The following is a 26,123-nucleotide window of genomic DNA, read 5'->3' on the forward strand; positions in this document are numbered from 1 at the left end:
TCGCCGGTCGGGTCGGCGACGTAAGGGCTCATCGATGTGGGGAAGATCGGCTATAAGTGACGCATGGACTTCCCGCCGCACCTGGGCAGCATGCCGATGCACGCGATCACCGAGATCCACGGCGAACCGGGCCTGCTGGAGCGCTTCCGGTTGGAGGTCCGGCAGTTCGACGACGCGGCCCGCGAGCGGTTGACCGCCGCGCTGGACCTCGCCGCCGAGTTGCACCGCGACGACCGGCGCGTCCGCGAGCCGTACCTCAACCACCTGCTGCGGGTGGCGATCCGGTTGATGCACCACTACCAGGTGCGCGACGTGGACGTGATCGTCGCCGGCCTGCTGCACGACGCGGTCGAGGACCACCCGGTCGAGCTGGCCGACGGCGACGGGGGCGCCGACCCGACCGGGGCCGCGCTGGCCGCGCTCGCCGCGCGGTTCGGGACGCGCGTCGCGACGCTCGTCGCCGCCGTCACCAACCCGGTGTACGACCCCGAGCGGGACCGCAACGCGCAGTACCGGGAGCACCTGGCGGTCAGCCTGGACCGCGAGCCCTGGGCCCGGGTGATCAAGGTGTCGGACTTCACCGACAACGGCGTCGGGGTGATCCACACGGTCGGGCCGAAGGTCGTCTCGTCGGCCCGGAAGTACCGGCCGCTGGTGCCGCTCTTCCGCGACCTGATCAGCCGGCCGGACACGCCGTTGTCGGCCGTGGTGAAGCGGCACATCTTCGGCCAGCTCGACCTCGCCGAGGAGCGGTTCAGCGCCATCCTGGACCAGCCCGCGCACCCCAACTGACCTGCGGCCACATCACCCGACAGGGTTCCGTGACAAGTTCTCGGATCTTTGCCGCCACCTGCGGCATTACGGTGGTTTTGCGTCAGTTGAGGGGCAGAAGTCCTCTCCATCGACGTTCTGACGCGACCCCGATCGAGAGGACTCCGACCATGCGCGACCTCACTCGCCGCGACCTGCTCAAGGCGACGGCTGTCGGCGCCGGAGCTGTCGCCCTCCCCGGCGTGATCGCCGGCGGTTCGGCGGTGGCGGCGGACGGCCCGCCCCTGGATGGTGAGAAGTTCCCGTCCGCCACGTTGACCGGCCGGATCGTCCGTCCCCAGAGCCCGAACTACGCGGAGGCGAGCCTCGGCTGGGACGAACTGTTCGTGCGCTACCCGCTGGTGATCGTCTTCGCCCAGGAGACCCAGGACGTCGTCAACGCCCTCACCTGGGCCCGGCAGCACGACGTCGCGCTGCGGGTACGCAGCGGCCGGCACAGCCTGGAAGGCTGGTCGAACGTCGACAACGGCATCGTGATCGACGTCAGTGAGCTGAAGGACGTCCACATCGACCCCGCCGCCCGCAAGGCGAAGCTCGGCGCGGGGCTCACCCAGTCCGAGGCGGTCGCCGCACTCGGGGAGTACGACCTCGCGGCGACGACCGGCGGCGAGGGGACCGTCGGCCTGTCCGGTGCGACCCTCGGGGGCGGTCTCGGTTTCCTCACCCGCTACATCGGCATGGCCTGCGACAACCTGATCGGCGTGGAGATCGTCGTCGCGGCGGGGGCCGACGGCGCCAAGGTGCTCCAGGTGGACCCGTGGAACCACTCGGACCTGCTCTGGGCGCTGCGCGGCGCCGGAAACGGCAACTTCGGGATCGTCACGTCCCTGACCTACCAGGTGGCTCCGCTGGAGAGCGTCGCCTACCTGCAGGCGACCTGGCCGGGCCTCGACAACCTGCACGACGTCTTCGACACCTGGCAGCACACCGGACCGTTCGCCGACCCTCGTCTCGGCACCCAGGTCGAGGTCCACCCGGACAAGATCCTGTTCTTCGCGGTGCTCGCCGAGGGCTCGGAGGCCGAGGCGAGGAGGCTGTTGGAGCCGCTCCTCTCGATCGGCAACCCCGAGGTCGTCGTGCAGGTCGGCGGCTGGGGCGAGACGTACGCCGGATTCCAGGTCCCGAGCGACGAAGATCCGGGGAAGTGGAAGTTCTACTCCCAGTTCACCAGGGAGCCCTTCCCGGCAGAGGCGATCAGCATCGTCCGCCGGTTCATGGAGAAGGCCCCGTCGCCGGACAGCAACTTCTTCGCCCAGGCCTTCGGCCGGGGAGCCCAACGACAGGAGCCCTTCGGCGGCGCGGCGTTCCCGCACCGTGACTCGCTCTTCTACTCCGAGCCCGGCGCGGGCTGGGGCACTCGCGGCGAACCGGACAGCGACGACGCCGTCACCCCGATCGCCCAGGCCTGGATCGCCGAGTTCAGCCTGGCGCTGCGGCCCTACGTGGACGGCGCCTACGTCAACGTGCCGAACATCGGCATGGCGGAGTGGGAGGAGGCCTACTGGGGGCGCAACTTCCCGCGGCTGCGCAAGATCAAGGCGAAGTACGACCCGCACAACGTCTTCCAGTACGAGCAGAGCATCCCGCCGGCGACCCACTGATCCCGGCGGCCGGCGGCGCGGGTGACACGAACCGCGCCGCCGGCCACCACCAACCTCGCCCACCCAGCAACCCACCCCAACCCAACCCCAGCTTGCGCACGGCCCCACCCCAACCCACCCCACCGTGCGTGCGGCCCCACCCCATCCCACCCCACCTTGCGTGCGGCCCCACCCCATCCCCGCCTTGCCTTGCCTTGCCTTGCCGCAACCCACCTTCTGGGCAGCCCCTCCCCACCCCACCTTGGGCGGCCGCCGACGGTCGCCTGGCCCGTGGGGCCGGCTGCACGGGGCAAGTCGACGGGGCGAAGCGGGCCGGACAAGGCGAAGCGGGCCGAACGGGGCGAGCCGAACGGGGCGAGGCAAGCTGGCCAGGCGAGGCGGGCCGGACGGGGCGAGGCGGGCCGGACGGGCGGGGGCAGGGCAGTCGGGGGCAGGACGCGACGTCGGGGTGAGTGGCGCCGCCGCTCAGGGATACGGGACTACGGCCCCGGACCTGCCGGCCTGCACCAGGCGCTCCAGCCAGGGCGTCGGGGCCACGCCCAACTCCCGACCCAGGTCGGCGCGGAACAGCTCGAAACGCCGCACCGCCTCGTTGATGTTGCGCTCGGCCAGGTGCACCGCGATCAACGCGCGGGTGGCGCTCTCCCGCAGCGGCTCCAGGTGCACGGCGGTCAACGCCACCTGCACCGCCTCGCCGTACCGGCCCTGGGTGGTGAGCCGCTCGGCGAGGGCTTCCAGCGCGTACAGCCGGGTCTGGCGCAGCCGTTCCCGCTCGGCCAGGACCCAGTCGTCGTACCAGCCGGGCAGCAGCTCACCCGTCGCCAGCATCGGCACGGCGCCCACCGGCGAACCGTCGGCCAGCAGGACGGCCGCCGCCGCGCCCAGGGCGGCCACGTCACTTGTCACCACGGCGGCCAGGGCCAGCCGGTCGTCCTCCTCGACGAGGGGCTCCGGCGTGACCCGGTGCAGCCGCCACAGCATGGTGCGCAGGTTGGCCCTCGCCCGGTCCTCGTGGGAGCCGGGCCAGAGCGTCCCGGCGGCCTCCGAGCGGGCACAGCGCTGGCGTACGCCGAGAAAGGCCAGCAGCCGGCGGGCGCCCTGCGGCACCACCACCACCCGCCCGTCGCGTTCCAGCCCGAACCCGCCGAGCAGCCGCAACGCGTACCGGGACGGCTGCCCCGCCGCGGCCTCGGACACCGCGGAGTGCAGGTCGTACGTCACCTCGTGAACAACCATGCCCGCGCCTTTCGCACCCGATCCCCGTGGCGGGTTCCACGCTCGGGTGTGGACTGTCGGCGCGCCAGCGCTGTGTCGTCACACCGACCCGGCGAGCGGCGGGGATCAACCGTTCGCCGGACTCGGTCCCGACCGTTCAGCGCAGCTTGTTCAGCGTCCGGGCGTACCCGGCCCACTCGGCGGCGTCGCCGACCTCGGCGCGGACCCCGGCCTCCTTCATGATGGCGAGCACCTGCTCGGGCTTCGTGTCGGCCAACTTGCCGAGGGTGCTGATCCCGGCGCGGGTCAGCGCCGCCCGGGCCTTGGTCGGCACGCCGGCGAGCATGGCGATGTCGGCGTCGGCGACGTTCTCCAGCTCGGCCTCGATGCCCAGCGCCGCGGCGACCGCCGACTGGGCGCCGACGGTGGTCCGGACGATCGCCGCCTCCCGCTCGCTCACCTCGCCGAACATCGCGTCCAGGCTCGGATAGTCGCTCTCCGCCGGCAGCACCTTGAGCACGTCGCGGACCGTCCGGCCGTCGGCCAGCTCGTCCTCGCCGAAGAAACGGATGAACTCGGTCAGCTTCACCTCGCGCGGGAAGCGCTGCCGGATGTCGCCGTTCTCGGCGGCGTGGCGTTCCAGGTAGGCGGCCCCCCGGACCTTCGGGCCGACGACCACGTCCACGCCGAGGGTCTCCACGGCGGGCAGCACGATGGTGCCGGCCTTGGTCTGCCAGATGCTGACCTTTTTGTCCATGAACATCGTGGTGCCCATGTACCTGCCGAAGTCCAGCGTGCCGATGTAGTTGGGGATCTGTTCGAGCTGGTACGGGCCGGGGCTGACCTTGTTCTCGTGCACCGTCGAGTGCAGCCGGTTGAGCTCCGCGCGGATCTCGTCGAGCAGCCGCCGCAGACTCACCCGCATCGCCGCCATGCAGGAGAACGCCTTGGCCACGTCGGTGCCGAGGTGGTCCAGGTCGTGTTCGATGCGGTGGAACCGCTCGTTGAAGCCCTGCTCCCCCGGGGTCTGCCCGGCCTGCACCACGTCCTCGCCGTCGACCCAGTCGGTGTGCGCGAAGGTCCGGGCGAACGGTGGCGGCGCGCAGCCCGGCTCCACGGCGGGAAACGACTCGGCGTAGCTGAACACCCGCTTCGCGGTGCCCACGTTCTCGTAGATCCAGGACGAGACAAGCACACTGGCGTCCGAGGCCGGAATGCCGTGCTGGGTGAATGCCTCGTACAGCTCGGTGACTGTCACCCCGTCGTAATTGATCTCGCTCGCCATTGTGGTGTCCCTCTCAGAGCTGGTCGTACACGCCGCGGTGCCGGCGCTGCTGGAAGGTGCGGAAGGTCCGGGCCACCGCCGGTCGCAGTGGCTCGGCGGTGCCGTCGGCGTCGAGGTCGACGTGGTCGCGGCGGATACCGAACGTGTTGATCTCCACGCCGAGCGGGCAGACCCTCGTCAGCGCGTTCATCAGCCGCTCGTACTGCTCCAGGGTCACCGTCACCCCGTCGGGCAGCTCCACCCGGAACTCGTACGGGTCGGTCCGGCCGGTGCGCACGTAGGAGAGCGCCACCACGGCGACCAGCCCGGCGTGGGTGGGCCGCAGCGCGGTCCGCGCGCCGACCGCCTTGATCTCCGCGGTGCCGCCGCCGAGCCCCACCGTGTACCAGCGGAACCCGGTGGCCCGGCGCTCGGCCAGGTTCAGCCCGGCCTGCGGCAGGCCGATCACGCTGCACACCAGCAGCACCCGGTTGCCCGTCTCGACGAGCGGCAGCGCGGCGGCGAGGTGCTGGTCGCGCAGCAACCCGACCAGCCGGGCCAGCCGGTCACCGGCCGCCGGCTGGCCGGCGATCAGCGCGGTGGCCAACGCCGCCGGCAGTTCGATGGTCTCCACCAACTCGTCCGGCAACTGGTTCAGCGCGGCCACCACCGACGCCGGGTCCCGCACCGCCGGCAGGCCGGCCGCGGCCAGTACCTGGTCCACCGGCTGCCCCGCCGGCCGGGTCGGCACCGCCGCCCACCGGGTCCGGGCGGCCGCGTCGGTAAGCGGTGTCCACGCCGGCTCCCCGGCACCCGTCCAGGCGGACGCCGCGGCGACCAACCCGGCCAGCAGCAGCGCGTTGCCGCCCGGGTCGCCCGGCGCGTGGAACCGCGCCTCGACCGTCGCGTCGGCACCGACCGTGGCGCTCAGCGGCGCGGTCACCGCCAGCCCCCGGGTGGGCAGGTGGGACAGGTACATCCTGGTGGTGCTGATCCGGTGCGCGGTGGGCAACCCGCAGGCCTGCCACAGCCACGCCAGCTCGCCGTCGGCCGCCACGGTGGGCACACCGCGTGCGCGGGCGGCGGCGATCAGCGCCTCGGCGGTCCGGTCGGCGGTGACCGCCCGCCCGGTGTCCAGCACCCGGTCGCGCAGGTCATTGGCCTGCGCGGGGGTCGGCGAGCTCACGTCCACCCCGAGGCCCAGCTCGTAGCGGCTGCCACCCCCGTCGTCCTGCGCCCGGGTCACCTGCCACACGATCGTCGAGCCGAGCGCCCGGCAGACCCGCCCCGCGCGGTCCAGGGCGGCGGCCAGCGGCGGCGCGACGCCGTGCGCGCTGTCGAAGGCGTACGACTGGCGCAGGCTGGCCCGCAGCGCGGTGACCTCGGCCAGCCGGCTGCCCGGCAGGGCCCGGCCGGCGTGCGCCGTGTTGTTCGGCGGGGTGTTCGCCGGCAGCACCAGGCGGTCCCGGCGCAGTTGGGCGAGGAAGTTCGTGCGGTGCTGCGGATCCCCGGCGGCCACCAGTCGGATCGCCACCGCGAACCTGTCGTCCTCCTCGCGCACGGTGAACCGTGCGCCGCCGGGCAGGTCGGCGAAGAGCCCGGCGTTCGGGTCGGTGTCCGTGCCGGGCCCGTTGAGCAGCCGGCGCACCGCACCCGGGGTGGGCAGCAGGAACCGTCGGTAGAGCCCGAGCCGGTGGGCGTACGCGGTGTCCGGCTCGCGGGCCGGCGGGGCCAGCCGGCGGGCGTACACCTCGCCGCTGGCCGGCTCGTGCACCAGCTCGTCGACGAAGCGGGCCACCCCGACGTCCGCGCCGATCCGGTCCAGCGCGTCGCGTCGGGCGTGCGCCAGGGTCCGGTACGCGTGCACCTCCCGGGCCGCGCGCCGCAGCCGGTGCTTCTCGTACGACACCAGGTAGAGCAGCCGGCCCAGGTTGCCCTCGACCACCGCCAGCTCGACCAGCCCGGGGAGCGCCGCACCGGTGACCGCCGTGGCGGCGCCTCCGTCGACGGCCCGCTCGACGGTCACGGCGACCGGGAACGACGCGACAAGCGGTTCGTCGGCGGTGTCCGGGGCGTACGCGGGCACCGACGCGCCGGCGGCCGACCAGGGCGCGAAGACCAGCGGCGGCAGCACCCGCTCGTCGGCGCCGCCCGGGTCCACCGTGACGGTCACCCGCACGGTCTCCTCGACGAGGTCCCGGCGCAGCACGACGGTGAGCAGCGGATGCCGGCTGGTCCAGTCCACCACCGCCGTACCGGTGCCGGCCAGGGGCACCACCACCCGCCGGACGGTGCCCGGGTACGGGCCCTCCAGTTGGTCGACGAGGTTGCGTTCGACGGACGGGTCGGCGCCGTCCACCGGCACCCGGATGTCGGTCATCGGTCCCCCGCTCAGACGATCCGGAACGGCCGGGGGTCGTCCCGGTCGACGTAGACGGGCACCTGGTTCGCGGCGAGCACCGCGTTGTCGCCGACCGGCAGGCGCTGCACCCCGTCGCCGGTGGGCGCGCTGCCGGTCACCACCACCGCCGAGTCGGCCGGAAAACGCACGAGCCGCAGCCCGCGTACGTCGGCGACGCCCGGCTCGTTCATCAGCGTCCAGATCACCTCGGCGGCGCGGACCGGCTCACCGAAGGGCAGCTCGTCGACGTAGCGGCGCAGTCGGGCGTGCAGGCGGGCGCGCAGCTCGGTGGCGGCGGTGGACGCGTTCACCGTCTCCTTCGAACCGGTGGGCAGGGGCAGGCCCCGGATCACCAGGTCGGCCTCGACGCCGATGCCCACCTCGTCGGCCCGGTCCACCGAGGCGAAGATGCCCACCGGGCGCAGATCCTCGATGACCGACTCGACGGCGGCGTGCAGCCCGTCCGGCCCGTCCCAGATGGCCGCGGCGGTCGGCGCGACGAGCACCGTGACGTAGTACGGGTTGCCCAGGTCGCGTTCGGTGCTGAAGACCCGCTCGATGAAGTTGAAGTTGCCGAAGATGGACTGGTTGAGGTCCAGCCCGCCCCGGCCGTCGAAGACCTGCACCTGGCGTACGCCGGGCACTGTCGCCACGGCCAGGCCGATCGCCTCGGCGGTCCAGATGGAGCGGGGCGCGGCCAGCAGCAGTTGCCGGTAGCGGGCGTCGGACGCCTGCTGTTCACCACCGGTCAGCGCGACGGTGTGGGTGATCTCCACCAGTTCGGCGCCGGCAGCCTGCTCGGCGTCGTCCAGGTCGGCGAGCAGGGTGTCGGCCCGGTTCCAGCGGTCGATCTTCTGGCTGGGTTGGGCGGGGTCGAGGTTGTGCGCCGGGCCGGGGTAGAACGCGGCGACGGCCGGCGTCCGTTCGCCCACGGCAGCGGAGAGCACCACCGTCTCGTCCAGGGCCACGTGGTGCCCGCCGGGTGTGGACAAACGCGCGCCCCGAGGCAGTGTGAGCTGGGTACGGCCGGTGGGCAGGGCGGCCTTCAGCTTCAGCTTCACCGTCCCCCTCGCCGGCAGGTACGGCCGCCCGATGCCGAGTTCCTCGCCGAGGCGGGTCAACGCGTCGGCGGTGGCCGACACCACGTACGAGTTGTCGTAGACGGCGCCGAGCGCCGCCCACAGTCGGGCGTCCTCCAGCGCGGCCAGTTCGAGGACCTTACGCAGTACGGCGCCGCTGGTCAGGTCGATGTCGTCGCCGAAGAGCAGCCGGGCGGTGGCTAGTTTCTCGGCGAGCAGTCGGGCGAAGGACTTCGGCACGAAGCCGCTCTCGACGACGCCGAAGCCGGTCGAGCCGGTGGCCCGCAGCGCGGCGGCGTCGACGGCCAGGACGTCGGCCAGTTCGGCCGGGAGTGTGGGATCAGACACTGGGCAGCTCCCCGAGATGCACCGAGAGCCGGTCGTCGGTGATGGTTTCGAACTGGACCTGCACCTGGAGGGTGCGGGAGGACCGCAGCGCGGCTGCCGCCGCGTCGTCGGCACGGCCCGCGCCGAGCCGGCCGTCGTCGAGGTTGACGTCGACGATCTTCCGGACGCGGGGGTCGCGGTCGAGCAGCGTGATGATGCCGATGCGTACCTGCTCACGGATCAGGTTCGGCTCGATCTGCTCGGCGAGGGCGTTGAGCCCGTCGAAGCCGAAGGTGGCGTCGAAGACGTTCGAGCCGCGCAACGTGGTCAGCGCCACCGCGAGGCTCTGGGCCACGTTGTCGGTGCCGGCGACGAGGGCCAGCACCCGGCCGTTCGGGCCGTCGTCGAAGACGATGTCGCGGGCCAGGTCCACGCCGGGCATCGTGGGTTCGAAGGCGAGGCCCCAGCCGAGGTAGCGACGCTGGGCGGCCTGGCGTTCCCGCTCGGTCCGGTCCACCTCAGACCGCCTTCAGCTTGCTCTGCCCGGCAGTCGCGGACAGGCCGGGAGTGCTGCCGTCGGTGGCGCCGCTGAGCGAGTCCAGGGCCACCCCGGCCCCGCCGACCTTGAGCTTGCTGGCGGCACCGGTCGCCGCGGTCACCGTGCTGCACTGCTTCGTGGAGTTGCTCGTGGTGATGGTGCACCCGGCGACCGATTTCCCGCTGATCCCGTCCGGGCGGGTCACCGCGACGTGGTCGACGGTCAGCTTGCTCTGCCCGGCCGGGGTGACAGTCCCCTGGCTGGGGCAGTGCACGTCGCTCGACGTGGTGAGCACGAAGGCCATAGCGATCTCCTCAGTGGACGTTCATCGCGTTGTCGACCTGCACGTCGACGTCGTCGGCGGCGATGGTGACGGTGCCGCCGCTGATGTTCACCGCGCCGTTGCCCGCGTCCAGGTCGATCCGGGTGCCGGTGATGGTGATCGAGCCGTCCTGCTTCAGCACGATCGACGACCCGCCGGCGGCGTGCTCGATGGTGATGCTGTCGGCCTCGTCGGCGCGCGCCGGGCGCTGGCCCCGCCCCTGGAGTTGGGCCCGGCCCACCCGCACGGTCAGCTCACCCAGCTCGATGACCCGGTTGCCGTCGCCGTCGGTCAGGTCGTGCGCCACCTTCCCGTCGTGGTCGGCGGGCACCACCGTGTCGCCGATCGACGAGCGACTGTTGCTGGCCACCCCCACCGGCAGCGACAGCCACCAGTCCCCCGGCTGCGACACCGGGGCGTGCCCGGTGGGCCAGAGCGCGCCCACCTCCACCGGGTCGTCGGGTGAGCCGTTGCGGTAGGCGAGCGCCACCCGGGTGCCCGGGTAGCGGGGCAGGATGAGCCCGCAACCACCCCAGGCGAACGGGGTCAGGTAGGTCACCCCGGGCAGCGGCGCGGGCTGCTCCCGGCGTACCGGCAGGCGGCGGGCGGCGTTGGGTCGGCCGTCCGGGCGGGCCAACCCCTCCCACACCGTCTCGGTCTGTGCCGGTGGCTCGACCGCGCCGCTGGCGTTCGTGGCCGCCGCGCGTACCTCGCCGATCTCCAGGCCGCGCGTCTCGCCCCGGGCGGCGCGGGCCGCCCGGCGCACCGCCTCCGCCGCGGCCACGCCGGGCGAGGACGCCGGGCCGGCCGGCTCGGCGGTGCCCACACCGGAGGCGTCGCTCCAGCTGTCCCACGCCTGCGCGCCCGAGGTGACCTCGACGCCCTGCACGACCGTGACGAAACCGGCGGTACGCGAGAGGGTGTGCCGCGCGGCGCTGAGGTAGAGAAGTTTCGCCCCCGCCCCCAACTCCCCCGTCGACGGGACGAACGGTGCGGCGAACGAGCCGAGCAGCGCCGCGCCGACGCTGCCCAGCGTGGTGGCCTCGTCCACCGCCGGCGGGTCGAAGCACACCAGGTCACCGGGCTTCAGGTCGGGCCGCCCCTTGAGCGTCAGGGTCCACGCCCGACGGCGCGGCGCGGCGGGGCCGCCTGCCTCGGTGGCCGCATACGGGTCGGTGTCCTGGGTGCCGTTCTCGGTGCACTCCAGCAGGCCGGTGGCGAGGGTCAGCGGCTTCGGCTCCCCCTCCGGGTAGGGGATCGGCCGCCTGCCGACGTGCACGGTGCCGTCGCGGATCAGCAGCATTCCCCGCCCGTACGCGTTGAGCGACTGCTGCAACGCGCCGCCGATCCGTTCCACCGCGGCGCGGTAGAGCAGCCCGGCGCCGAAGGCGACACGTTCGTCGCCGGCCGCCTCGGTGGCGCCGGAGGTCATCGTGCCGTCCGGGTTCGCGCCCCAGGTGGCGATGTCCACTCTGGTCCGCTCGGCGACGGCCCGGATCGCCGCGCTGAAGGTCGCCGCCTCGAACCGTTCGGCGACCCGCTGACCGAGCCGGGCGTACGCCTGCTCGACGAGGGTCAGCTCGGTGTCGTACGTCCGGTCGCCGGTGAGCCGCCGTACCTTCGTCACCCGCAGCACGGCGACGAGCGCCTGAGTCAGCTCGGCCGGGGTCGGGCCGGCGTTGACGCCGACCAGGTTGGTGAAGAACGCGCCGACGGAGGTGTTGGCGTCCCGCCAGTACAGGTGCAGTTTCGCCACCAGCGGCGGTTGTCCCTCGGCGGTGCGCAGCGCGGCGAAGTGCTCGTCGATCAGCCCCTGCACGGTGACCGTGTACGCGCCGGGGCCCAGCCCGTCGGGCAGCGCCGCGTCGATGGCCGCGTAGTAGTCGGCGCTGGACAGGCTGAGGACCACGTCGGGGCTCAGCCCGGTCGGGGCCTCGCGGTGCAACGTCAGGGTCCAACCGGCGTCGTTGCCGACCGCGCCCTGGCGGACCTGACCGGTCTGGAACGGCGTGAGCGTCATCGGAGCACCCTCCGCAGCTTCTTGTCGAGCAGATAGCGGTAGCGCAGCCGGCCGGGGCCCAGCTCGGACTCGACGCGCTGCGCGGGTGGGCGGCGACGCCAGACGAACTCGTTTATCGGCGGCGGCCCGAACTGGTCCGTCGCGCGGTCGGCGCGCCGCCACGCCAGAGCGATGGACGAGCCGTAGTCGCCGGAGCCGCGTACCGTCCCGGCGTGCAGCAGCCAGCCGAGCACCACCACCTCGACGGCGATCGGGGCGGCTCCGGTGGCGACCGCCGGGCCGGCGTCGGGGCAGACCCGGCGCAGCCCGGCGGCGAGCGGCACCGAGCCGAGGATCCGGGTGCCCTGACGGACCACCAGGCGCAGCGGCACCCGGCCGACGAGCGCCGGGGGCGGGGGCACGGCCGGGGGCGCGGGTCGGGGGGCCAGGTCGTCGGCGGAGGTGCTGACCACGGCGAGGGGGTCGGTGTGCAGCCACTGCCGGGCCAGCCCGGTGGGCAGGATCAGCACCGCGTGCACACCGGCGCCCAGCTCGACGCGGTGCGGCAGGCCGGCGGTGAGGCTCTGCCGTACCTCGGTGAACCCGTCGGGCACCTCGACGGGTGTCTCCGGCAGCAGGTAGCGGTCGATCGGAAACTGTGGCATCAGTTGCCCAACCCGTCGGCGAGCGCGCCGACTCCGATGCTGGCCACGTCGAGCAGCTTGCCGAGCAGGCTGGGACGGGGCACGTGGACGAGGGTGATCGTGGTGTCCAGGACGTCGCGGCGGGCGGCGGAGGCGTTGAACGTCAGCGACTGCACCTGCATGTCGGTGCGGATGGTCATCGAGGTGACCAGGATCAGCCCGCCGAACTTCCCCCCGGAGTACGCGGCGAGTGCGGTGCCGCGTTTGCTGGCCTCGGCCATCGTCTCCAGGGCGAACTTCCAGGCGTAGCGCTCCGGGCCGACCAGCACCCCGGTCAGGGTGATGGTGTCGTCGTGGGTGGCCACGATGGCCTTGTGCGCGGTGGAGCCGATCGGCGGCAGGTGGTAGGTCTGGGCCAGTGAGATGGCGGTGACGGCCCAGATCGGGATGGGCAGGATCCCGTCGCTGATGATCGCGGACGGCACCGTGCCGTACCGCAGGAAACTGGTGGTGGCCATGCTCAGCGCCCTCCGGTGGGTGGCAGCGGCACCGGCGGACCGGTGGGTTCGACGGCCAGGCCCAGGTCGCGCAGCGCCTGGGTGATCTCACGGACCTCACCGGCGGCGCTGGTGACCCGCAGCCGCAACCGGCGTTCCTGAAGCGCCGCGCTGATCCGCGCCGGCCGGGTGGCCGCCGACCCGCGCCTGTTGATCCGGTCGATCTCGGCGGCGGCGTCCTCCATCCGGGAGATCGCGTCGAGGATCCGCGGGTCGGCGGCGAACCCGGGATCGTCGCGGCCCAGCCGGGCGATGGCCGCGCGGAAGTCGGCGGCGTCGCGGCGCAGGTTGGTGACGAGGTTGTCGGTGAGCGCGCTGACCCCGCCGACGCTCGGCGCGCGGTGCGACTTGTCGTCGATCAGCCACACCCAGCCGTCGTGGCCGATGCCGACCAGGTCGGTGCCGGCGACCTTGACGTTGGCGTCCGGCCCCTTGAGGAACAGCTCGATGCTGCTCAGCGAGAACGCCGCGCTGTACTCGCCGAGCACGCCCCGACCGTAGGTGACCATGTCGTGGCGCAGGTAGGCGCGGAAGCCGGGGCCGTCGTCGGCACGGCCGCCCCGGTCCCGGAAGCGCCGCCACAGGGTCGCCAGGGCCTCCGGGTTGTGCAGGGCGAGCTGCTGGGTGAGCCAGACGTCGCCGCCGGCCACCACCGCCCGCAGCTCCGGGTCGCCGATGCGGGCCAGCGCCTCGGTGAGCCGGGCCTCGCTCACCTGCAGGCCGCGCGAGCGGGCCCGGCCGAGGTCGTCGACGGCGGCGCGCAGCCGGGTCAGCTCGTCGGGGGTGAGCCGGCCGCCGAGACGGGTCTCCAGGTCGGCGACCGCGGCCCGCTTGCCGGCCTCGCTCTCGGCGGCCACGGCGCGCCACAGCGCGGCCGGTTCCACCTCGGCGGCGCGGCGCAGCGCGGCCTGCCGGTCCGCCGGCATGGCCCGGAACGCGTCCCCGACGATCGCGGCGGGCTCGGTGTGCCGGCCGGCCGCGCCGCCGGCGGCGTCGAACTCGCGCAACAGCGAGTCGGCGTACGCCGCGGAGTCGTCGGCCAGCCGCAGCGGGGCGTCCCCGACGATGCCGTCGCGCGGCCGGCTCAGCTCGCGCATCTCCGTGTTGAGCTGGTCGAAGTACTCGCCGAGGGTGGCCACCCGCACCCCGTCGGGCAGGGTGCCGCCCTCCAACACGTGGTCGAGGATGGCGGCGATGTTGTCCCGCAGCACGGCGATGCGTTCCAGCCGGTTGAGCGCGTTGCCCAGGTGCAGGTCACCGACGTCGTCGACGATGCGCCGGATGAGGTGTTCCAGCAGCCGCCGGGAGCGCACCTCGCCGGCCTCGCTGTGCGCGGCGACGGTCCGCATGAACTGGCGCAGCCGGGGGTTGGCGTCGGCGGCGGCGTGCACGGCGGCGGCGTCGAGGAACCGGCCGGCGCGGAACCGGCGCGGCCCGGTCACGGCCGCACCACCGGCACGTGCGGCCCGGCGGCGGCGGGCGGGGAGTCCAGCACCATGAGGATGAACCGGGCGCCCTCCGGGCCGCCGACCGCGCCGCTGAGCATCGCCTCGCGCTCCACGTAGGCGAGCACCGGCTCCATCAGCTTCTGCACCACCCGTTCCAGCACCTCGTTGAGCAGGATCTCGGTGAGGAACCCCTGGAGCAGGTCCCGGGACGCGGCTTCGATGATCTGCCGGGTGACCCGACGCACCACGTACCCCCGGGCGGCACGCAGCCCGGCGCGGACGCCGAAGCGCAGGGCGACCCGGCCGCCGCGCACGGCCGCGCCGCCGATGGTGCCGGCCTCCGGGATCAGCGACAACGCCATCCCGAGGTACGCGGCGAACAGCTCGACCTCGACCTCGGTGCGGGTGAGCACCAGTTCCGGGTCGAGCATCGAGGCGTAGAGGCGCTCGCGCTGGCGGGCGTGTGCCACGTCGACGGCGGCGACGGCCACCCCCACCACGAAGCCCAGCGGCGGGCAGAGCAGTGACAGGGCGATGATCCCGACCATCGTGGCGAACGCGTTGAGCGCCTCCCGGCCCAGTTCGGTGCCGAACAGCTCGTCGATGCCCGTGGCGTAGTAGAGGTTGCCGCCGAAGAACTCCCCGATCTGCTGGTGGGTGACCAGGTGGATGCCCTGCAGGGCGAAGCGTCCACGGGGGATGGTCGCCGACGGGATGTGCTCACTGATCCGACTGGACCGGAACGCGAACCGGGCGTCGGCGCGGGCCCGACCGAGCATCTCGGTGTTGTTGTGCCGCATGTCCTGCAACACCCGCCACAGCTCGTCGCGGATCGCCGACCGGTCGCCGGCGAAGCGGGCCAGCACGTCGGGCACGTCGGTGATCTGCTTGACCAGCGGGTCGATGCCCTCGGCCTCGCCGCGCTGGATGACGAGCGCCTGCTCGATCTCGGCGAGGGTCCAGAGCACCGCGTGCGCGTCGCGGATCCGGGTGGTGCCGTCCCGTTCGACGATCTCGCCGGCCGCGCCGGGGCTGCCCAACGCGGCCTCGGTGGCGAGGAACGCGCTGGAGATCGCGCGGGCGGCCCCGAACCACGCGGTGGACGGGTTGGCCACGCTGACCGTGGCGAGGGTGCCGCCGCCGACGTCGGTGTGCGCGGACACCCACCGGGCCGCCTCGTGTCGGCGCAGCCGCTCGCGCAGCCCCTGCAACTCGGCGTAGTCGGTGAGCTGGGAGACGATCAACCGTTCGAAGATCGGCGCGTACCTGTCGAAGGTGGCGATCCGCGCGTCGATGCCGGTCCGCGAACTGAGCAGCAGTTGTACGAGCATGGCCTGGTTGCCGACCATGAACAACTGCCCGACGGCGCTCTTGACGGCGGGGCTGAACGCCTGCAGGAAGTGCAGGTTCCAGGACGCGGACGAGTCGATCCAGCCGCCCTGGATGCGGGCGAAGTGCTCGGGCCTGCGGTAGCGGTCCATGACCAGTTCGGCCAGGTGGTCCAGGCGCGGCACCACCCCGGCGAGGTGGCGCAGGAACTGCACGGCGGGTGAGGCGACCGGCCGGAAGTCCAGCGGGCCGAGCCCTCCGGAGCCCTGCGGCACGGGCCGGGTGAACGCCTCCCGCTCGGCCCCGCCGACCAGCAGGCTGATCGCCGCGGCCCGGCCGCGCAGCATGGCGGCGGCCTGGAGGCAGAAGTTCGCCGGGTAGCGGCACGGCTCGCCCATCTGCAACCGGAACGCGATGTCGTCCATCAACCGGCGCAGCTCGTCGCCGTCCGGCCCGAGCGCGGCCAACTCCGGTTCACCGTTGAACGGGGCGCAGGCACGCAGCTCGGAGTGCTCGCCGGTGACGGCCGGAAACCGTCGGCCCTCGACGCCGGGTGGGGCGCTGGGGCTGCTCGGGTCGAAGACGAACCCACCCCGCCGGGCGTCGCCGCTGCCGTCCCCGCCCGTGCCGCCACCGGACCCGGTGCCCGTGCCGCCGCCGGACCCGGTGCCCGCGCCGGACCGGGTGCCCGCGCTGCCGCCCGGTCCGCTGCCGGTGCCACCGCCCGACCCGCTGCCCGCGCCGGACCCGCTGCCCGTCCCGTCGCCGATGCTGCCGCCGCGTGGGGCGTTCGGGTCCGGTGGGGTCGTCGGGCGCTGCTCGACGCTGATCGGCAACAGGTTTGCCGTACCCGTCCAGTGCAGGGTGGCGTCGGTCTCCTCGGTGCCCACCAGCAGCAGGGAGACCCCGCCGATGCTGATCGTCACCAGGCTGGTCGGCAACGCCCCGCCCACCGAGGTCAGGATCCCGTCGACCCGGCGGGTCACCTCGGCGTCGACGGCCCGCTCGATCTGCGCCTGGTACTCGTCCGCGGTCGTGGTCTCACCGCGCGGCTGGGCGGTCCGCAGCCGCTGCCGGATGTCGGCGCTGAGTTCCTCGTCCACCATGGCCACCAGCCCGGCCCGGTCGGCGACCGGCCGACGCCGCACCGCGCCGGGCTGCGGGCTGGGCACCCGCGCCTCCACCTCGAAGTGCGGCTGCGGGGTGGCCCGGAACACCGTCTCGCCGAACGTGTCGAAGGTCAGGTACGACAGCGGGGTGGTGGTCACCATGACCAGCCACACCTGCCGCCCGGTGGGGTCGATGACCCGGGCGATGACCCCCTGCGGAGTACCCGACGGCAGGCCACCGTGCTGGCGTACCGCCTCGCGGGCCAGCTCGGCGAAGTGACCGACCAGGTAGGTGACCGGCCGCAGCAACCACTGGTAGGTGACCGGGGGCGGCTCGTCGCCGTCCACCGGCACCTCGGCGGCGTCACCACCGTCGTCGTAGGACGGCACCCGGTAGACGGCCAGCAGGTGACGCATCCGCTGCGGATCGAACACCTCGGCCGCCGGTCGGCTCAGCGGCACGGCCACCCCGGCGGGCAACCCCGGATCCAGCCGCGCCGAGGCGATCACCTCGTCGATGCGTCGGCGCAGCCGGGCCTCGAAGGCTCGCCTGTCGTCCGGGGACACCCGCGCACCGTCCGCGCCGGTCCAGCGGAAGGTCGGCGCTTCGGGGCGTACCTCCAGGTAGCCGCCGCGGGGCGCGACCACCTCGCGGCGGGAGTGCTCCAGAGCGCGGGCCAGGGCCGCGGCGAGCGCCTCGGTCACCGCCTCCGGACGTTCGGTCACCGACCGGGCGTCCAGCCGGACCCGCACCGGCACGTGCACCGAGATGGCCACCGTCAGACCCGCCCGTCCAGGTGCTCGGCGAGGCGTGCCAGCGCGAGGTCGGCGAGCGCGTCGGCGTCGACCGCGCCGCCGGCCGCGACCACCTCGATCTCCACCGGGAAGTGGTACGCGATGACCGCGCGATCGTCCTCGGCCACCTGCGCGGCCTCCGCCTCGCTGCCGGCCGCCGGCAGCACCAGCTCACCCGCGTGCACCAGGGCCAGCCCGGTACGGGTGACCCGGGCGGCGCGGCCAGCACCGGTCGCCATCTCCTACCTCCGGTTGATCGTTTGCGGGTTGTCGTCCGGCCCGGTCAGGGCAGTACGGACGGGTCGCCGGTCTTCGGGTCGACCGAGGCGGCCAGGCTGAAGCCACTGAAGGTCGCGGCGGGAGCGCCGGAGATGGTGGCGGTGGTCGGCGTGGCGCTGGTGATCATGCAGTCCCGCAGGACGAAGGACGAGAACGCCCAGTCGTCCCCGGTGTGCTCCAGCAGGGCGATGTCGAACAGTTCGCCGTCGAGGGCCAGCTTGGTGAGCCGGCCGGCGACGTCCCCGATCGCCTTGACGGTCATCGTGAAGTTCATCGACACCGGCGCGTGGATGACACCCAGGTGGGTCACCTCGCACGAGTGCAACGCCTCGACGTTCAGCGAGAAGGATGGGCTGAACGAGTCGATGGGGCTGATCAGCACCGTCTCGGTGCCCTTTGTGTACTGCACCGCGAGGCGGGTCTTCCACTCCATGGTCTGGTTCCTCCGGGTCAGAACTTGGCCACGAGCGTGACCAGCAGGCGGCTCACGGCAGGGCCGTACGTGACGGTGACGACCAGGTCGACGGTGCGGTCGGCCCGGGCGGCGGTGACGATCGAGGTGTCGGTGGCGGTCCGTGCGACCTCGGGGATGGTGAGGATGTCCAGCACCGGGATCTCGACGCGGTAGTCGTCGATCACCGTCTGCCGCTTGAGGGGGCCGAGGATGCCGTCCACCTGGGTCTTCAGCAGCGTCATCCCCGGCTTGGTGATCCGGGCGTCGCCGACCAGACCGATCAGGCCGGCGCGCAGCATGAACTCGATCTGGTCGAGGGTGCGCACCAGGTCGACGTGCAGCAGGCTCGCGTCGGAGGTGAAGAGCCGCCCGTCGGCGAAGTGCAGACTCTCCCCGGTGATCAGCGTCGGGTCGATGATCGGCGTGAGGTTGGCCTCGGAGAGACCCTTGATCTCCGCCGGGCTGTACTGCTTGGCCACCGGGATGGCCACGCCGCGGATCTTCTTGAGCACGATGCTGTGGTGCACCGGCAGCCCGGCCACGGCGGCCATCGCGGCCGTCGCGGCGTCGCCGTCCGCTCCTCTGGCGGCGATCATCACCATCCGGCTGGTGCTGCTCTTGAGCGGGTTCGCGGCGGTGGTGATGTCCGCGACGTAGGTGGGGCCCTTCTCGGTGGCCGGGTTGACCATCGCGAAGCCGATCCGCCGCTGGCCGGCCGCCGACATCGTCTCCACGTGCGCCTTGAGCGCGTGCAGCCCGGTGGGCGCGCCCGCACCGGCCGGGTTGCCGACACTCGACTCGTTGGCCAGCGACACCATCGTCACGTCGTCGGCGGCCTCCAGACCACCGAGCGCGGCCGCGTAGTCGTCGCCTGCCACCTTCACCCCGTACACCTTGGCCGGACGCGGATCCTGCAGGAACGCCAGCTCCAGGGAGTTGTAGAGGGCGTTGCGGACCACGTTGCCGGCCTGCCGGCGGGCGAAGTTGGTGACCGCGTCGTCCAGGGTCTCGATCCGCACCGGCGTGTTCGCCGGCGCCGAACCGCCGTCGGCCGTGGACGGCGCCTTGCCCACCACGGCGATGACGCCCGGTGAACGCTGGGCCAGCGGCGCCGGTGGCGGCACGATCCGGACCTCGATGAACGGGAATGCTGCTGTCGGTGCCACGGGTCCTCCCGGACGAAGTTGCTGCTGCTGGTCGTTGGGCGGCTCCCGCCGCTGCGGTTGTCGGGTGCTGCGGTTGTCGGGTGCTGCGGTTGTCGGGTGCTGCGCCGCTCCGGTCCTTGCGCGGGTTGCGCCGCTCCCGTCCTTGCGCGGCTCCCGCCGCTGCGGTCGTTGCGCGGCAACCCGGCCGTCTCAGGTCGTCACGGCGGCCAGTCCGATGCCACTGCGGGCGAGCCACTGGCCGGCCCGCGCGAAGCGGGCCGCCCGCTTCTGCGCGTCGGTGCCGGTGTCGCCGCCGGGCCACCCGTCGTCGTCGAAGGTCTCGACAGGGACCACCCACACGGCGACCACCCGGTGTCGTCGCCGCACGTCGTCCGGTGCCGGCACGTCGAGCCCCAGCTCCTCGGCGCGGGCCCGCACGAGGCGGGTCTCGACGAGCAGGTCGGCCAGGGAGAAGCCCTGGTCACGGATCAGCACGGCGGCGGCGAACGGCAGCGGGCGCGGGGTGGGCGGCGCGACCGGCGGCGCGGCGTAGCGCAACCGCACGGTGGCTCCGGCCGCCTGCCCGCGCATCCGCGTCACGAGGTCACCGGCGTTCGCGGCGCCGACGCCCGCGAGTAGCCGGTCCAGGTGCGCATCGGTGAACGCGGCCGGCTGGTGCAGCCCGGCGCGCAGTCGGGCCACCAGCCGGCTCCGGCGTTCGGTCTCCAGTTGCGCCGGGTCCACCGGCAACGCACCCAGGTCGGTGATGATCTGCGGGTCGACGTCGAAGGCGGGCACCGCCACGTCGAGGTCCTCGACCCGGTCCCGGGCGGCACTGGTACGCACCACCAGGCTTCCCCGCCACAACGCGTCGATGCGCAGCGCCGAGCCGCCGAGCCCGTGCAGGCGGACCCGCAGCTCACTGCGGACGGTGCCACCGGAGGCCAGCAACTCCCCCTCGGCCACGGTGACGGGTGCGGCGGCGAAACCGAGGGTCAGCTCGTCGAAGACCGCCGCGTACGGCGGCGCGACAGGCATCGCCTCGGTGTCGTACGCGGCCTCGACCAGATGTGTCAGCGACGCGTCGTCGAAGAGCGCGGCACGGGTGCCCGGATCGGCCAACCGCACCAGCACCCCGTCGACGAAGTCCACCGCACGGCCTCCCCGTTGCCCCGCGCCGGTGCACCATGCCCGGCTCGGCACGATGATCGCCAGGTGCCCGTCACCCGACCGTCACCACCACCGTCACCGTGGCCGGCCGCCGCCCGGACTGTCGGAAACTGAGCACCCGCACAGCCAGCGGTAGCCGTCACCCGCCGTGAGATTCCGGGCAGCGTGCGTCGAGGACGGCCGGAGCACCGATCAGGCCGGCGCGGCGTCGTGCAGGACGAGGCGGAAGGGATTCGGAGCGCTGGCGGCGAGGTTGCCGAGCACGGTGAGCAGCAGAGCGTACTGATCGGTCGGCTCGTCGACGAGCAACTGCCCGGCGTCGGTGACGAGCACGGTGAGCGGGCCGGTGTCGAGCCGGTCCCGGAGCACGTCGGAGAGGGCATCCCAGGTGTTCCCCAGGTACGCCGGCAGGGCCAGCGCGGCGGCGAGCGCGACGACCAGGCCGGCCCTGGTCCGACTCGCCGCCCCGGGCAGTACCACCGCGCCGGGCACGTCGGGGGCACCGTCGCGGCGGATGACCAGCCAGTCGGGCATGCGGTCCGCGCCCTCGTCGACCATCACGCCCCCAGGTTGTTCAGAGCCGGTAGAAGTCGGTGTAGTGGTTGGGTGAGAACCAGGTGACCCCGGTGCTGCGGTTCACCACGATCCGGTACGCGTCCCGCGCGGCACCCTGGGTACGCGGGTAGACGTCGTACTCGTGGTAGGTGGCGTTGGTGGGCAGTTGACCCTCGTAGTTGTAGAACTGCCCGCCGGCGAAATTGGACTTCCCACCGCTCCAGGAGTACCAGCCGCGACTGGTCGGGAACCCCTTGGCCGACCAGCCCGAGCGGGCGGTGCGGGCGTCCGCGCAGCGACTCGTGGTGCAGGAGCTGTAGACCGCCGCCGAGGCAGAGTCGGTCAACCGGGGGGAGACCACGGACGGGCCGACAAGCGCGGCGGCGACAATGGCGAGGAGCAGGGCGAGGGTGGTGGTACGCCGGCGAATCGCGCCGAGCGGGGACACGGGGGTGGACACGGGCTGCCTCCAGATCGTCAACTTCATCGATCGACGTAACTGTCGGATCGGACCCAGTCTCACCGCTGCCGGCCGACGGCGGCACCCCTCGCCACCCCAACGGCTCCACAATGCCCGGTGAACTCTCTCCGCGCGCGGAGCGCGACGGTCCGGTTCGTGCCGGTATGAGGTCCGGTTGGTGTCGGCGTGGCGGCAGGCGATTCGGGCACCGGTTGTTAGCGTGGGACGCGGATCCGTGACCGTGGAGGGGTGCCATGCCGGACGCCCCCGATGGGAGGCCGAGACCCGCGGACCAGTGGCGACACCGGGGCATCCGCGGGCTGACCGTCGCCCGCGACGTGAGTGTCCGTGGGTGGCGGTGGTGGGCGCGGACCTGGGATCGACTGGTCGCCGCCCTCCAGGACGAGGCACCTGTCGGCTCCGCGGCCGACCCGTCGCCATCCGGCCCGCTCGTCGAACAACGCGACGCGCCACGACTGATCACGGTGCCCGCGCGCGGCTACGTGTACTCGTTCCACATCCGCGCCACGTTCGCCTGGTCGTCGCCGGTGAGCCTCCGCTCCGAGGTGCTCAGCTGGTACGTGCAGTACTTCCAGCCCACCGCCGTGCAGCGCCTGACCCGCCTCGCCGCCGACGCCGCCCGGGACCTGCCACCGCATCGGGCCGGTGACCTGGAGGTGGCGTTGCAGCAGGCGCTCGCCGACGATCCGGAGTGGACCTACCAGCGCGGCGACGTCGTCATCACCTGCCGGCCCGACGCCGCCGTCCGCCTCGACGAGCGGATCATGCCGGCGCTGCAGCCGCACGTGGACCGGATGCTGAAGTTGGAGTACCAGTTCGACGAGCAGCTACGCAGGGCGCGCTACGCCGAGGAACTGAGCCGCCAGTGGACGACGATCCTGAGCGCCCACGGCGAGGACCAGGACATCGCCGACGCCCGCGACCACCTGCTCGACACCCAACGGGAAGCCGCGCGATGGATCACCGACCTCCTCCACCACCACGCGGACCCTCCGAGCGCCCCGCTGACCCCAACGCCAACCCCACCCCACCAACGCCCCACCCCCACCTGACTCCCGCCCGTCCAGCTGCCCTGCCCACCCAGACCCACCCCACGCCCACCCCACGCCCACCCCACCGCATTTCATGATCAGGTGATGAGAAACAGGTCTGGAGCGCCCCTGAGACCTACTTTTCATCACCTGATCATGGGAAACGGGAGCGTGTGGCGAGGATGGCCATGGTTTCCCGGCGTACCTGGACCGGATCCGCGATGAGCCGTCGATGCGTGAACCGGACGACGAGGATCCCGATGGTCGCCAGGAGGGCGTCACGGCGAAGGTCGATCTCCCGCTCGGCCGGATCGCCATGGCTGGTAGCGCCGTCCAGCTCGATGTCGACCCGCTCCGCCTCGGCGAACATGTCGAGATAGATGGTCCGGGCCCCGACCAGCACCCGTGCCTGCCGGCTGAACGTCGGCATACCCGACCCGGTGAAGACGTGGTCGTGGCCCCAGATCTCCAGCGGGCTGTGGCAACCAGCGGCAAGCCGGTCGAGCAGACGCCGCAACGCCAGGCGGTCGTCGATCCTCGGCACCTCGCCGAGAGCGGCGACGAGGCGCTGCGCGGTGGTCAGCCGGTCATTGACCGCACGGATGAGCGGACCAGGTCGGTCGACCGGTTGGAGCAGCGGCCAACAGTCCAGCAGAGTCCGGTCCAGCCGGGTGACCGGCACTCCCGAACGTGTCACCACCTGCGGCGGCGCGATCGCGAAGTTGTTGCGGTGGCGTACCGCCAGGTGTGGTCGGTTCCGCAAGCCAGACCCTCTGGGCAGGTCGAGATGAACCGGCTCTCCGGGGGGCTGGCGGCGGAGGCCCCACACGTCGAGGGCGGTGAGGCGACTGAGCGTCGCCCGCCCACCGCCATATGCCAGAGCCGCCCGGCGTGCCAGCTCGGGCTCGACACGGGCCAGCACCGGCAGGTCGGCGTCCAGGTTGCGGACCAGTGCGGCGTCAACGTAGGTCCCGGGCAGCACCGGAATTAGCCGACCCGCACGCCAAGCAGTCTGAATCGTCCAGGCCGGCGCCACTTGCAGCACGTCCCGTCGGGTGACCACGCCGTCATGGCGTACGAGCAGAGCATGCAGCCTCGGGTCCACCCGCCCACCCTGCCTCGGAGCACTGTTCCCTGAGGGCTGCTGTGGACAGCGGAGGCACCTGTGGACAACCGTCCGAAGCGACATCGACTGTGCTACGGAGCCGTCAGGACAGGTGGCACGGCGTCCGAACCGTCTACCGGAGCGGTGTACGCAGTGATATGCCGGCAATTCAGATCCTTGCTCGGCTGCTGAAGCGTCGGCGGGTTGGGCCCGACAGTGGCTTCGCGGGAGTGGCAATGGTGCTTTACCCGGGCTACGGAGCTGCACCGCCCGCACCGGCGTCACCTGACCGCTTCGACTCGAAAGTGCGGCGGTCACATGTGGAGATGCGCTTCCTCGATTCGCTCGGCCCGTACGTACGCGAGGAACTCCGTCTGATCGGTTTGATCGAGGGCCTCGAACGCGGCGTACGCCTTCGCCCGTGCGTGCGCCGTCTCCGCGGCCAGTAGGCCGATGATCGCCGCCCAGGCGAGGGACACCAGGTGAAATGCGCGGTCTTCGCGCAGAACCGGCAGCCGACTCAGCTGATCGAGCCGGTTGGCGGCATCGTCGTCGGAGGGTGCTCGGTCGACCAACTCGAACACCGCCTTGCCCCGGTACGCGGCCCCGCTCGCGGCCAGGTCCGCCAACTCCTCATTCGTCATCTGGCGTACCGGTGGAATCGGGAGGTTGGGTGGGGCGGCGCCGTCATGGTTCAACTTAGGTGCCGCTGCAGTCCGAGCGGCTCACTGTTCGGCACGGGCATTCAACCGCCGAAGCTCAGCGCCTGCCGCAGATCCACGTCCAGACTCTCCTCGTACTGCGGATCGGGCTCAGCCCCGGCAGCGCTCAGGACAGTGCTGAAGAAGCATCTGGCGCCAACGGCGAGGATCACGCGGAAGATGTCCGTGTCGTCGAGACCGTGACCGCGCAGACCCACGACGTCGGCCTCGGTGACGGAGTTCGCATCTGCCGCGACCTTTCCGGCGAAGTTGACGACTGCGACCTCCTGCGCGGAGAGACCGGCGCTGCCGTGATCCGAGGCGATGGCGGCGACGGTCGGCGCGTCGAAGAACCTGTCGCGGAGGACCTTTCCGTGTGCCAGGCCGCAGTAGGAGGATTTCAGGGCCCGGGCTGCGGCGAGGGTCACCAACTCATAGCGGCGCAGCTCCATCTCGGCCTTCACCGCACCGTTGAGCTGCTGCCATGCCAGGTACGCCGCCGGGCTGTGCGCAAACAACCTGGTGTAGTTGGGCAGGTAGCCCATCGCCTTCGTGTCGGTCTCGAACATCCGCTCGGTGTCCGGCGACTGCTCTGCCTGCCGCAGAAGACTCATCCGACTCCTCCCCTTGTTTGACCCGGACGGTACGCCGTTGGAACAGCGGGCACTGTCAGGAAATCGGTCGTGTACCGGCGTCTGGCATGGCGGGACGTCCAGCCGTGATCCCCGCTAGCGCTTCACATCCCTGCGGATCGCCAGGATGGCGAGGGTTTCCCGGCGTACCTCGTCGATCTCGTGTACCAGACGACGGTGGGCGAACCGGACCACCACGATTCCGATGGTCGCGAGCAGCGCGTCCCGGCGCAGGTCGATCTCCCGCTGACGCGGGTCGCCGTGGGTGGTCGCACCGTCGAGTTCGAGGTTGACCCGTTCCCGCTCGGCAAACATGTCGAGGTAGATCGTTCGCCCGACGCTCATCGGCACCTGTCGGCGGAACGCCGGCATCCCGGGGCCGGTGAAGACGTGTTCGTGTCCCCAGATCTCCAGCGGGCTGCGGCAGCCGTCGGCGAGCTTGGCCAGCAACGTTCGGAGCACCGCCCGGTCGGCGAGCTTCGGTACGGTGTCCAGGGCCGCTGTCAGCCGTTCGGGTGTGGTCAGCCAGTCGTTCACCGCTCGGATCACCGGCGCCCGCCGCTCGGCAGGTGGCAGAATCGGCCAGGAGTCGACGAGTGCCTGCTCGATGCGCGTAACCGGCAGGTCCCGCCGGACGACGACGTGCGGTGGTCCCATGCTCAGGCCGAGGCGTCGATGTACGACAAGTCCGGGTCGGGTGCGCAGGCTGGCGCTCGCCGGTGTGCTGAGGTGCACCGGCTCACCGGGCGCCGACGGGCGCAACCCCCAGAGATCGAGCGCGCTGAGGTGACTGAGCGCGCCGCAGTCGTCTGCCCAGGCGAGAGCCGCCCGTTGACTCAGGGCAGGGCGGAGCCGACTGAGGGCGGGGGCGCCGGGTCGATCGTCGAGCAGGTCCGCTGCCACGAAGACCTCGGGCAGTACGCGTACCAGCTCGCCGCTACGACAGGCCTGCCGCACCGTCCACTGCGGCACCACCTGCCGCAGGGCACCGAGAGTAACCAGCCCTCCGCCGAGCCGAACCAATTCCTGAAGCGCCACCTGCACGCGACGACCGTGCGGCCCCACCTCGACCCTCGGCAACCACACCCGCAGCTGCCCTGTGGAAACGCAA

The 26,123-nt window shown here is 72.5% G+C and carries 24 protein-coding genes; 3 read left to right on the forward strand and 21 right to left on the reverse strand.

From position 1 onward, the window contains the following. Window positions 1-63: 63 nt before the first annotated feature. Together ACPXBU_RS19795 and ACPXBU_RS19800 are read left to right on the forward strand one after the other, a co-directional pair. A complete protein-coding gene (locus tag ACPXBU_RS19795) occupies window positions 64-792 on the forward strand; it encodes an HD domain-containing protein (RefSeq protein ID WP_425759107.1) in 729 nt (242 codons plus the stop codon). A gap of 149 nt (window positions 793-941) precedes the next feature. After that, the gene (locus ACPXBU_RS19800) at window positions 942-2,432 is read left to right on the forward strand and encodes an FAD-binding oxidoreductase (RefSeq protein ID WP_425759108.1); all 1,491 of its coding nucleotides are present in this window, start codon (window positions 942-944) and stop codon (window positions 2,430-2,432) included. 465 nt (window positions 2,433-2,897) lie between these two features. On the opposite strand, the gene ACPXBU_RS19805 is transcribed toward ACPXBU_RS19800, so the two are convergent. The 17 genes from ACPXBU_RS19805 to ACPXBU_RS19885 form a co-directional block, all read right to left on the reverse strand. Then, on the reverse strand, window positions 2,898-3,668 hold the full coding sequence (locus tag ACPXBU_RS19805; RefSeq protein WP_425759109.1) for an AfsR/SARP family transcriptional regulator: 771 nt from the start codon (window positions 3,666-3,668) through the stop codon (window positions 2,898-2,900). A 136-nt stretch (window positions 3,669-3,804) separates the two neighbouring features. Beyond that, window positions 3,805-4,932, reverse strand: a complete 1,128-nt coding sequence (locus ACPXBU_RS19810; protein ID WP_393370947.1) for a hypothetical protein — start codon at window positions 4,930-4,932, stop codon at window positions 3,805-3,807. 13 nt (window positions 4,933-4,945) lie between these two features. Next, window positions 4,946-7,291, reverse strand: a complete 2,346-nt coding sequence (locus ACPXBU_RS19815; RefSeq protein ID WP_425759110.1) for a hypothetical protein — start codon at window positions 7,289-7,291, stop codon at window positions 4,946-4,948. A gap of 11 nt (window positions 7,292-7,302) precedes the next feature. Continuing rightward, the gene (locus tag ACPXBU_RS19820) at window positions 7,303-8,739 is read right to left on the reverse strand and encodes a baseplate J/gp47 family protein (RefSeq protein WP_425759111.1); all 1,437 of its coding nucleotides are present in this window, start codon (window positions 8,737-8,739) and stop codon (window positions 7,303-7,305) included. Then, window positions 8,732-9,235, reverse strand: coding sequence for a hypothetical protein (locus ACPXBU_RS19825; RefSeq protein ID WP_355028719.1), 504 nt, complete (start codon window positions 9,233-9,235; stop codon window positions 8,732-8,734). The genes ACPXBU_RS19820 and ACPXBU_RS19825 overlap by 8 nt, the downstream gene beginning before the upstream one ends. A 1-nt stretch (window position 9,236) precedes the next feature. Further along, entirely contained in the window at window positions 9,237-9,560 is a 324-nt protein-coding gene (locus ACPXBU_RS19830) for a hypothetical protein (protein ID WP_393370958.1), read from the reverse strand. Window positions 9,561-9,570: 10 nt separating this feature from the next. After that, on the reverse strand, window positions 9,571-11,598 hold the full coding sequence (locus ACPXBU_RS19835) for a hypothetical protein (RefSeq protein ID WP_425759113.1): 2,028 nt from the start codon (window positions 11,596-11,598) through the stop codon (window positions 9,571-9,573). Then, window positions 11,595-12,242, reverse strand: coding sequence for a hypothetical protein (locus ACPXBU_RS19840; protein ID WP_425759114.1), 648 nt, complete (start codon window positions 12,240-12,242; stop codon window positions 11,595-11,597). Before ACPXBU_RS19840 ends, ACPXBU_RS19835 begins: the two co-directional genes overlap by 4 nt. Beyond that, window positions 12,242-12,739 (reverse strand): hypothetical protein, encoded by a 498-nt coding sequence (locus tag ACPXBU_RS19845; RefSeq protein ID WP_357063288.1) that lies wholly within the window; start codon window positions 12,737-12,739, stop codon window positions 12,242-12,244. The genes ACPXBU_RS19840 and ACPXBU_RS19845 overlap by 1 nt, the downstream gene beginning before the upstream one ends. Window positions 12,740-12,741: 2 nt before the next feature. Beyond that, window positions 12,742-14,220, reverse strand: coding sequence for a hypothetical protein (locus ACPXBU_RS19850; protein WP_425759115.1), 1,479 nt, complete (start codon window positions 14,218-14,220; stop codon window positions 12,742-12,744). Next, window positions 14,217-17,441: a hypothetical protein gene (locus ACPXBU_RS19855; RefSeq protein ID WP_425759116.1), complete on the reverse strand. Its 3,225-nt coding sequence runs from the start codon at window positions 17,439-17,441 to the stop codon at window positions 14,217-14,219. Before ACPXBU_RS19855 ends, ACPXBU_RS19850 begins: the two co-directional genes overlap by 4 nt. Window positions 17,442-17,443: 2 nt before the next feature. Next, a complete protein-coding gene (locus tag ACPXBU_RS19860; protein ID WP_393370967.1) occupies window positions 17,444-17,698 on the reverse strand; it encodes a hypothetical protein in 255 nt (84 codons plus the stop codon). A 44-nt stretch (window positions 17,699-17,742) separates the two neighbouring features. Next, the gene (locus ACPXBU_RS19865) at window positions 17,743-18,171 is read right to left on the reverse strand and encodes a hypothetical protein (RefSeq protein WP_387196822.1); all 429 of its coding nucleotides are present in this window, start codon (window positions 18,169-18,171) and stop codon (window positions 17,743-17,745) included. 17 nt (window positions 18,172-18,188) lie between these two features. Next, window positions 18,189-19,358, reverse strand: coding sequence for a hypothetical protein (locus tag ACPXBU_RS19870; RefSeq protein WP_425759117.1), 1,170 nt, complete (start codon window positions 19,356-19,358; stop codon window positions 18,189-18,191). Between the two features lie 189 nt (window positions 19,359-19,547). Continuing rightward, window positions 19,548-20,489 carry a hypothetical protein gene (locus tag ACPXBU_RS19875; RefSeq protein ID WP_425759118.1) on the reverse strand — a complete coding sequence of 314 codons (942 nt, stop codon included), beginning with the start codon at window positions 20,487-20,489 and terminating at the stop codon, window positions 19,548-19,550. Between the two features lie 210 nt (window positions 20,490-20,699). Beyond that, a complete protein-coding gene (locus ACPXBU_RS19880) occupies window positions 20,700-21,065 on the reverse strand; it encodes a barstar family protein (RefSeq protein WP_393371762.1) in 366 nt (121 codons plus the stop codon). Between the two features lie 16 nt (window positions 21,066-21,081). Next, window positions 21,082-21,522, reverse strand: coding sequence for a ribonuclease domain-containing protein (locus ACPXBU_RS19885; RefSeq protein WP_425759119.1), 441 nt, complete (start codon window positions 21,520-21,522; stop codon window positions 21,082-21,084). Window positions 21,523-21,860: 338 nt separating this feature from the next. Here ACPXBU_RS19885 and ACPXBU_RS19890 point away from each other — a divergent pair, with 338 nt between their 5' ends. Then, window positions 21,861-22,595 (forward strand): hypothetical protein, encoded by a 735-nt coding sequence (locus tag ACPXBU_RS19890; protein ID WP_425759120.1) that lies wholly within the window; start codon window positions 21,861-21,863, stop codon window positions 22,593-22,595. Between the two features lie 133 nt (window positions 22,596-22,728). Here ACPXBU_RS19890 and ACPXBU_RS19895 read toward each other — a convergent pair whose 3' ends face one another. The 4 genes from ACPXBU_RS19895 to ACPXBU_RS19910 all read right to left on the reverse strand — a co-directional run bounded on the left by ACPXBU_RS19895 (window position 22,729) and on the right by ACPXBU_RS19910 (window position 26,056). Continuing rightward, complete coding sequence (locus ACPXBU_RS19895) at window positions 22,729-23,679, reverse strand: DUF559 domain-containing protein (protein ID WP_425759121.1); 951 nt, start codon at window positions 23,677-23,679, stop codon at window positions 22,729-22,731. Window positions 23,680-23,993: 314 nt separating this feature from the next. Then, the gene (locus ACPXBU_RS19900) at window positions 23,994-24,323 is read right to left on the reverse strand and encodes a hypothetical protein (protein ID WP_425759122.1); all 330 of its coding nucleotides are present in this window, start codon (window positions 24,321-24,323) and stop codon (window positions 23,994-23,996) included. Between the two features lie 101 nt (window positions 24,324-24,424). Next, window positions 24,425-24,994 (reverse strand): carboxymuconolactone decarboxylase family protein, encoded by a 570-nt coding sequence (locus ACPXBU_RS19905; protein ID WP_425759123.1) that lies wholly within the window; start codon window positions 24,992-24,994, stop codon window positions 24,425-24,427. A gap of 114 nt (window positions 24,995-25,108) precedes the next feature. Next, entirely contained in the window at window positions 25,109-26,056 is a 948-nt protein-coding gene (locus tag ACPXBU_RS19910; protein ID WP_425759124.1) for a DUF559 domain-containing protein, read from the reverse strand. Between the last annotated feature and the right edge of the window lie 67 nt (window positions 26,057-26,123).

This window comes from Micromonospora sp. DT231, assembly GCF_049847025.1.
Taxonomy (GTDB): domain Bacteria; phylum Actinomycetota; class Actinomycetes; order Mycobacteriales; family Micromonosporaceae; genus Micromonospora.

Coding starts and splice junctions, on each gene's coding strand:
- ACPXBU_RS19800 (WP_425759108.1), top strand. CDS start 942: ATGCGCGACCTCACTCGCCGCGACCTGCTCAAGGCGACGGCTGTCGGC.
- ACPXBU_RS19815 (WP_425759110.1), bottom strand. CDS start 7,291: ATGACCGACATCCGGGTGCCGGTGGACGGCGCCGACCCGTCCGTCGAA.
- ACPXBU_RS19830 (WP_393370958.1), bottom strand. CDS start 9,560: ATGGCCTTCGTGCTCACCACGTCGAGCGACGTGCACTGCCCCAGCCAG.
- ACPXBU_RS19835 (WP_425759113.1), bottom strand. CDS start 11,598: ATGACGCTCACGCCGTTCCAGACCGGTCAGGTCCGCCAGGGCGCGGTC.
- ACPXBU_RS19880 (WP_393371762.1), bottom strand. CDS start 21,065: ATGGTCGACGAGGGCGCGGACCGCATGCCCGACTGGCTGGTCATCCGC.
- ACPXBU_RS19805 (WP_425759109.1), bottom strand. CDS start 3,668: ATGGTTGTTCACGAGGTGACGTACGACCTGCACTCCGCGGTGTCCGAG.
- ACPXBU_RS19860 (WP_393370967.1), bottom strand. CDS start 17,698: ATGGCGACCGGTGCTGGCCGCGCCGCCCGGGTCACCCGTACCGGGCTG.
- ACPXBU_RS19795 (WP_425759107.1), top strand. CDS start 64: ATGGACTTCCCGCCGCACCTGGGCAGCATGCCGATGCACGCGATCACC.
- ACPXBU_RS19845 (WP_357063288.1), bottom strand. CDS start 12,739: ATGGCCACCACCAGTTTCCTGCGGTACGGCACGGTGCCGTCCGCGATC.
- ACPXBU_RS19865 (WP_387196822.1), bottom strand. CDS start 18,171: ATGGAGTGGAAGACCCGCCTCGCGGTGCAGTACACAAAGGGCACCGAG.
- ACPXBU_RS19810 (WP_393370947.1), bottom strand. CDS start 4,932: ATGGCGAGCGAGATCAATTACGACGGGGTGACAGTCACCGAGCTGTAC.
- ACPXBU_RS19840 (WP_425759114.1), bottom strand. CDS start 12,242: ATGCCACAGTTTCCGATCGACCGCTACCTGCTGCCGGAGACACCCGTC.
- ACPXBU_RS19900 (WP_425759122.1), bottom strand. CDS start 24,323: ATGACGAATGAGGAGTTGGCGGACCTGGCCGCGAGCGGGGCCGCGTAC.
- ACPXBU_RS19905 (WP_425759123.1), bottom strand. CDS start 24,994: ATGAGTCTTCTGCGGCAGGCAGAGCAGTCGCCGGACACCGAGCGGATG.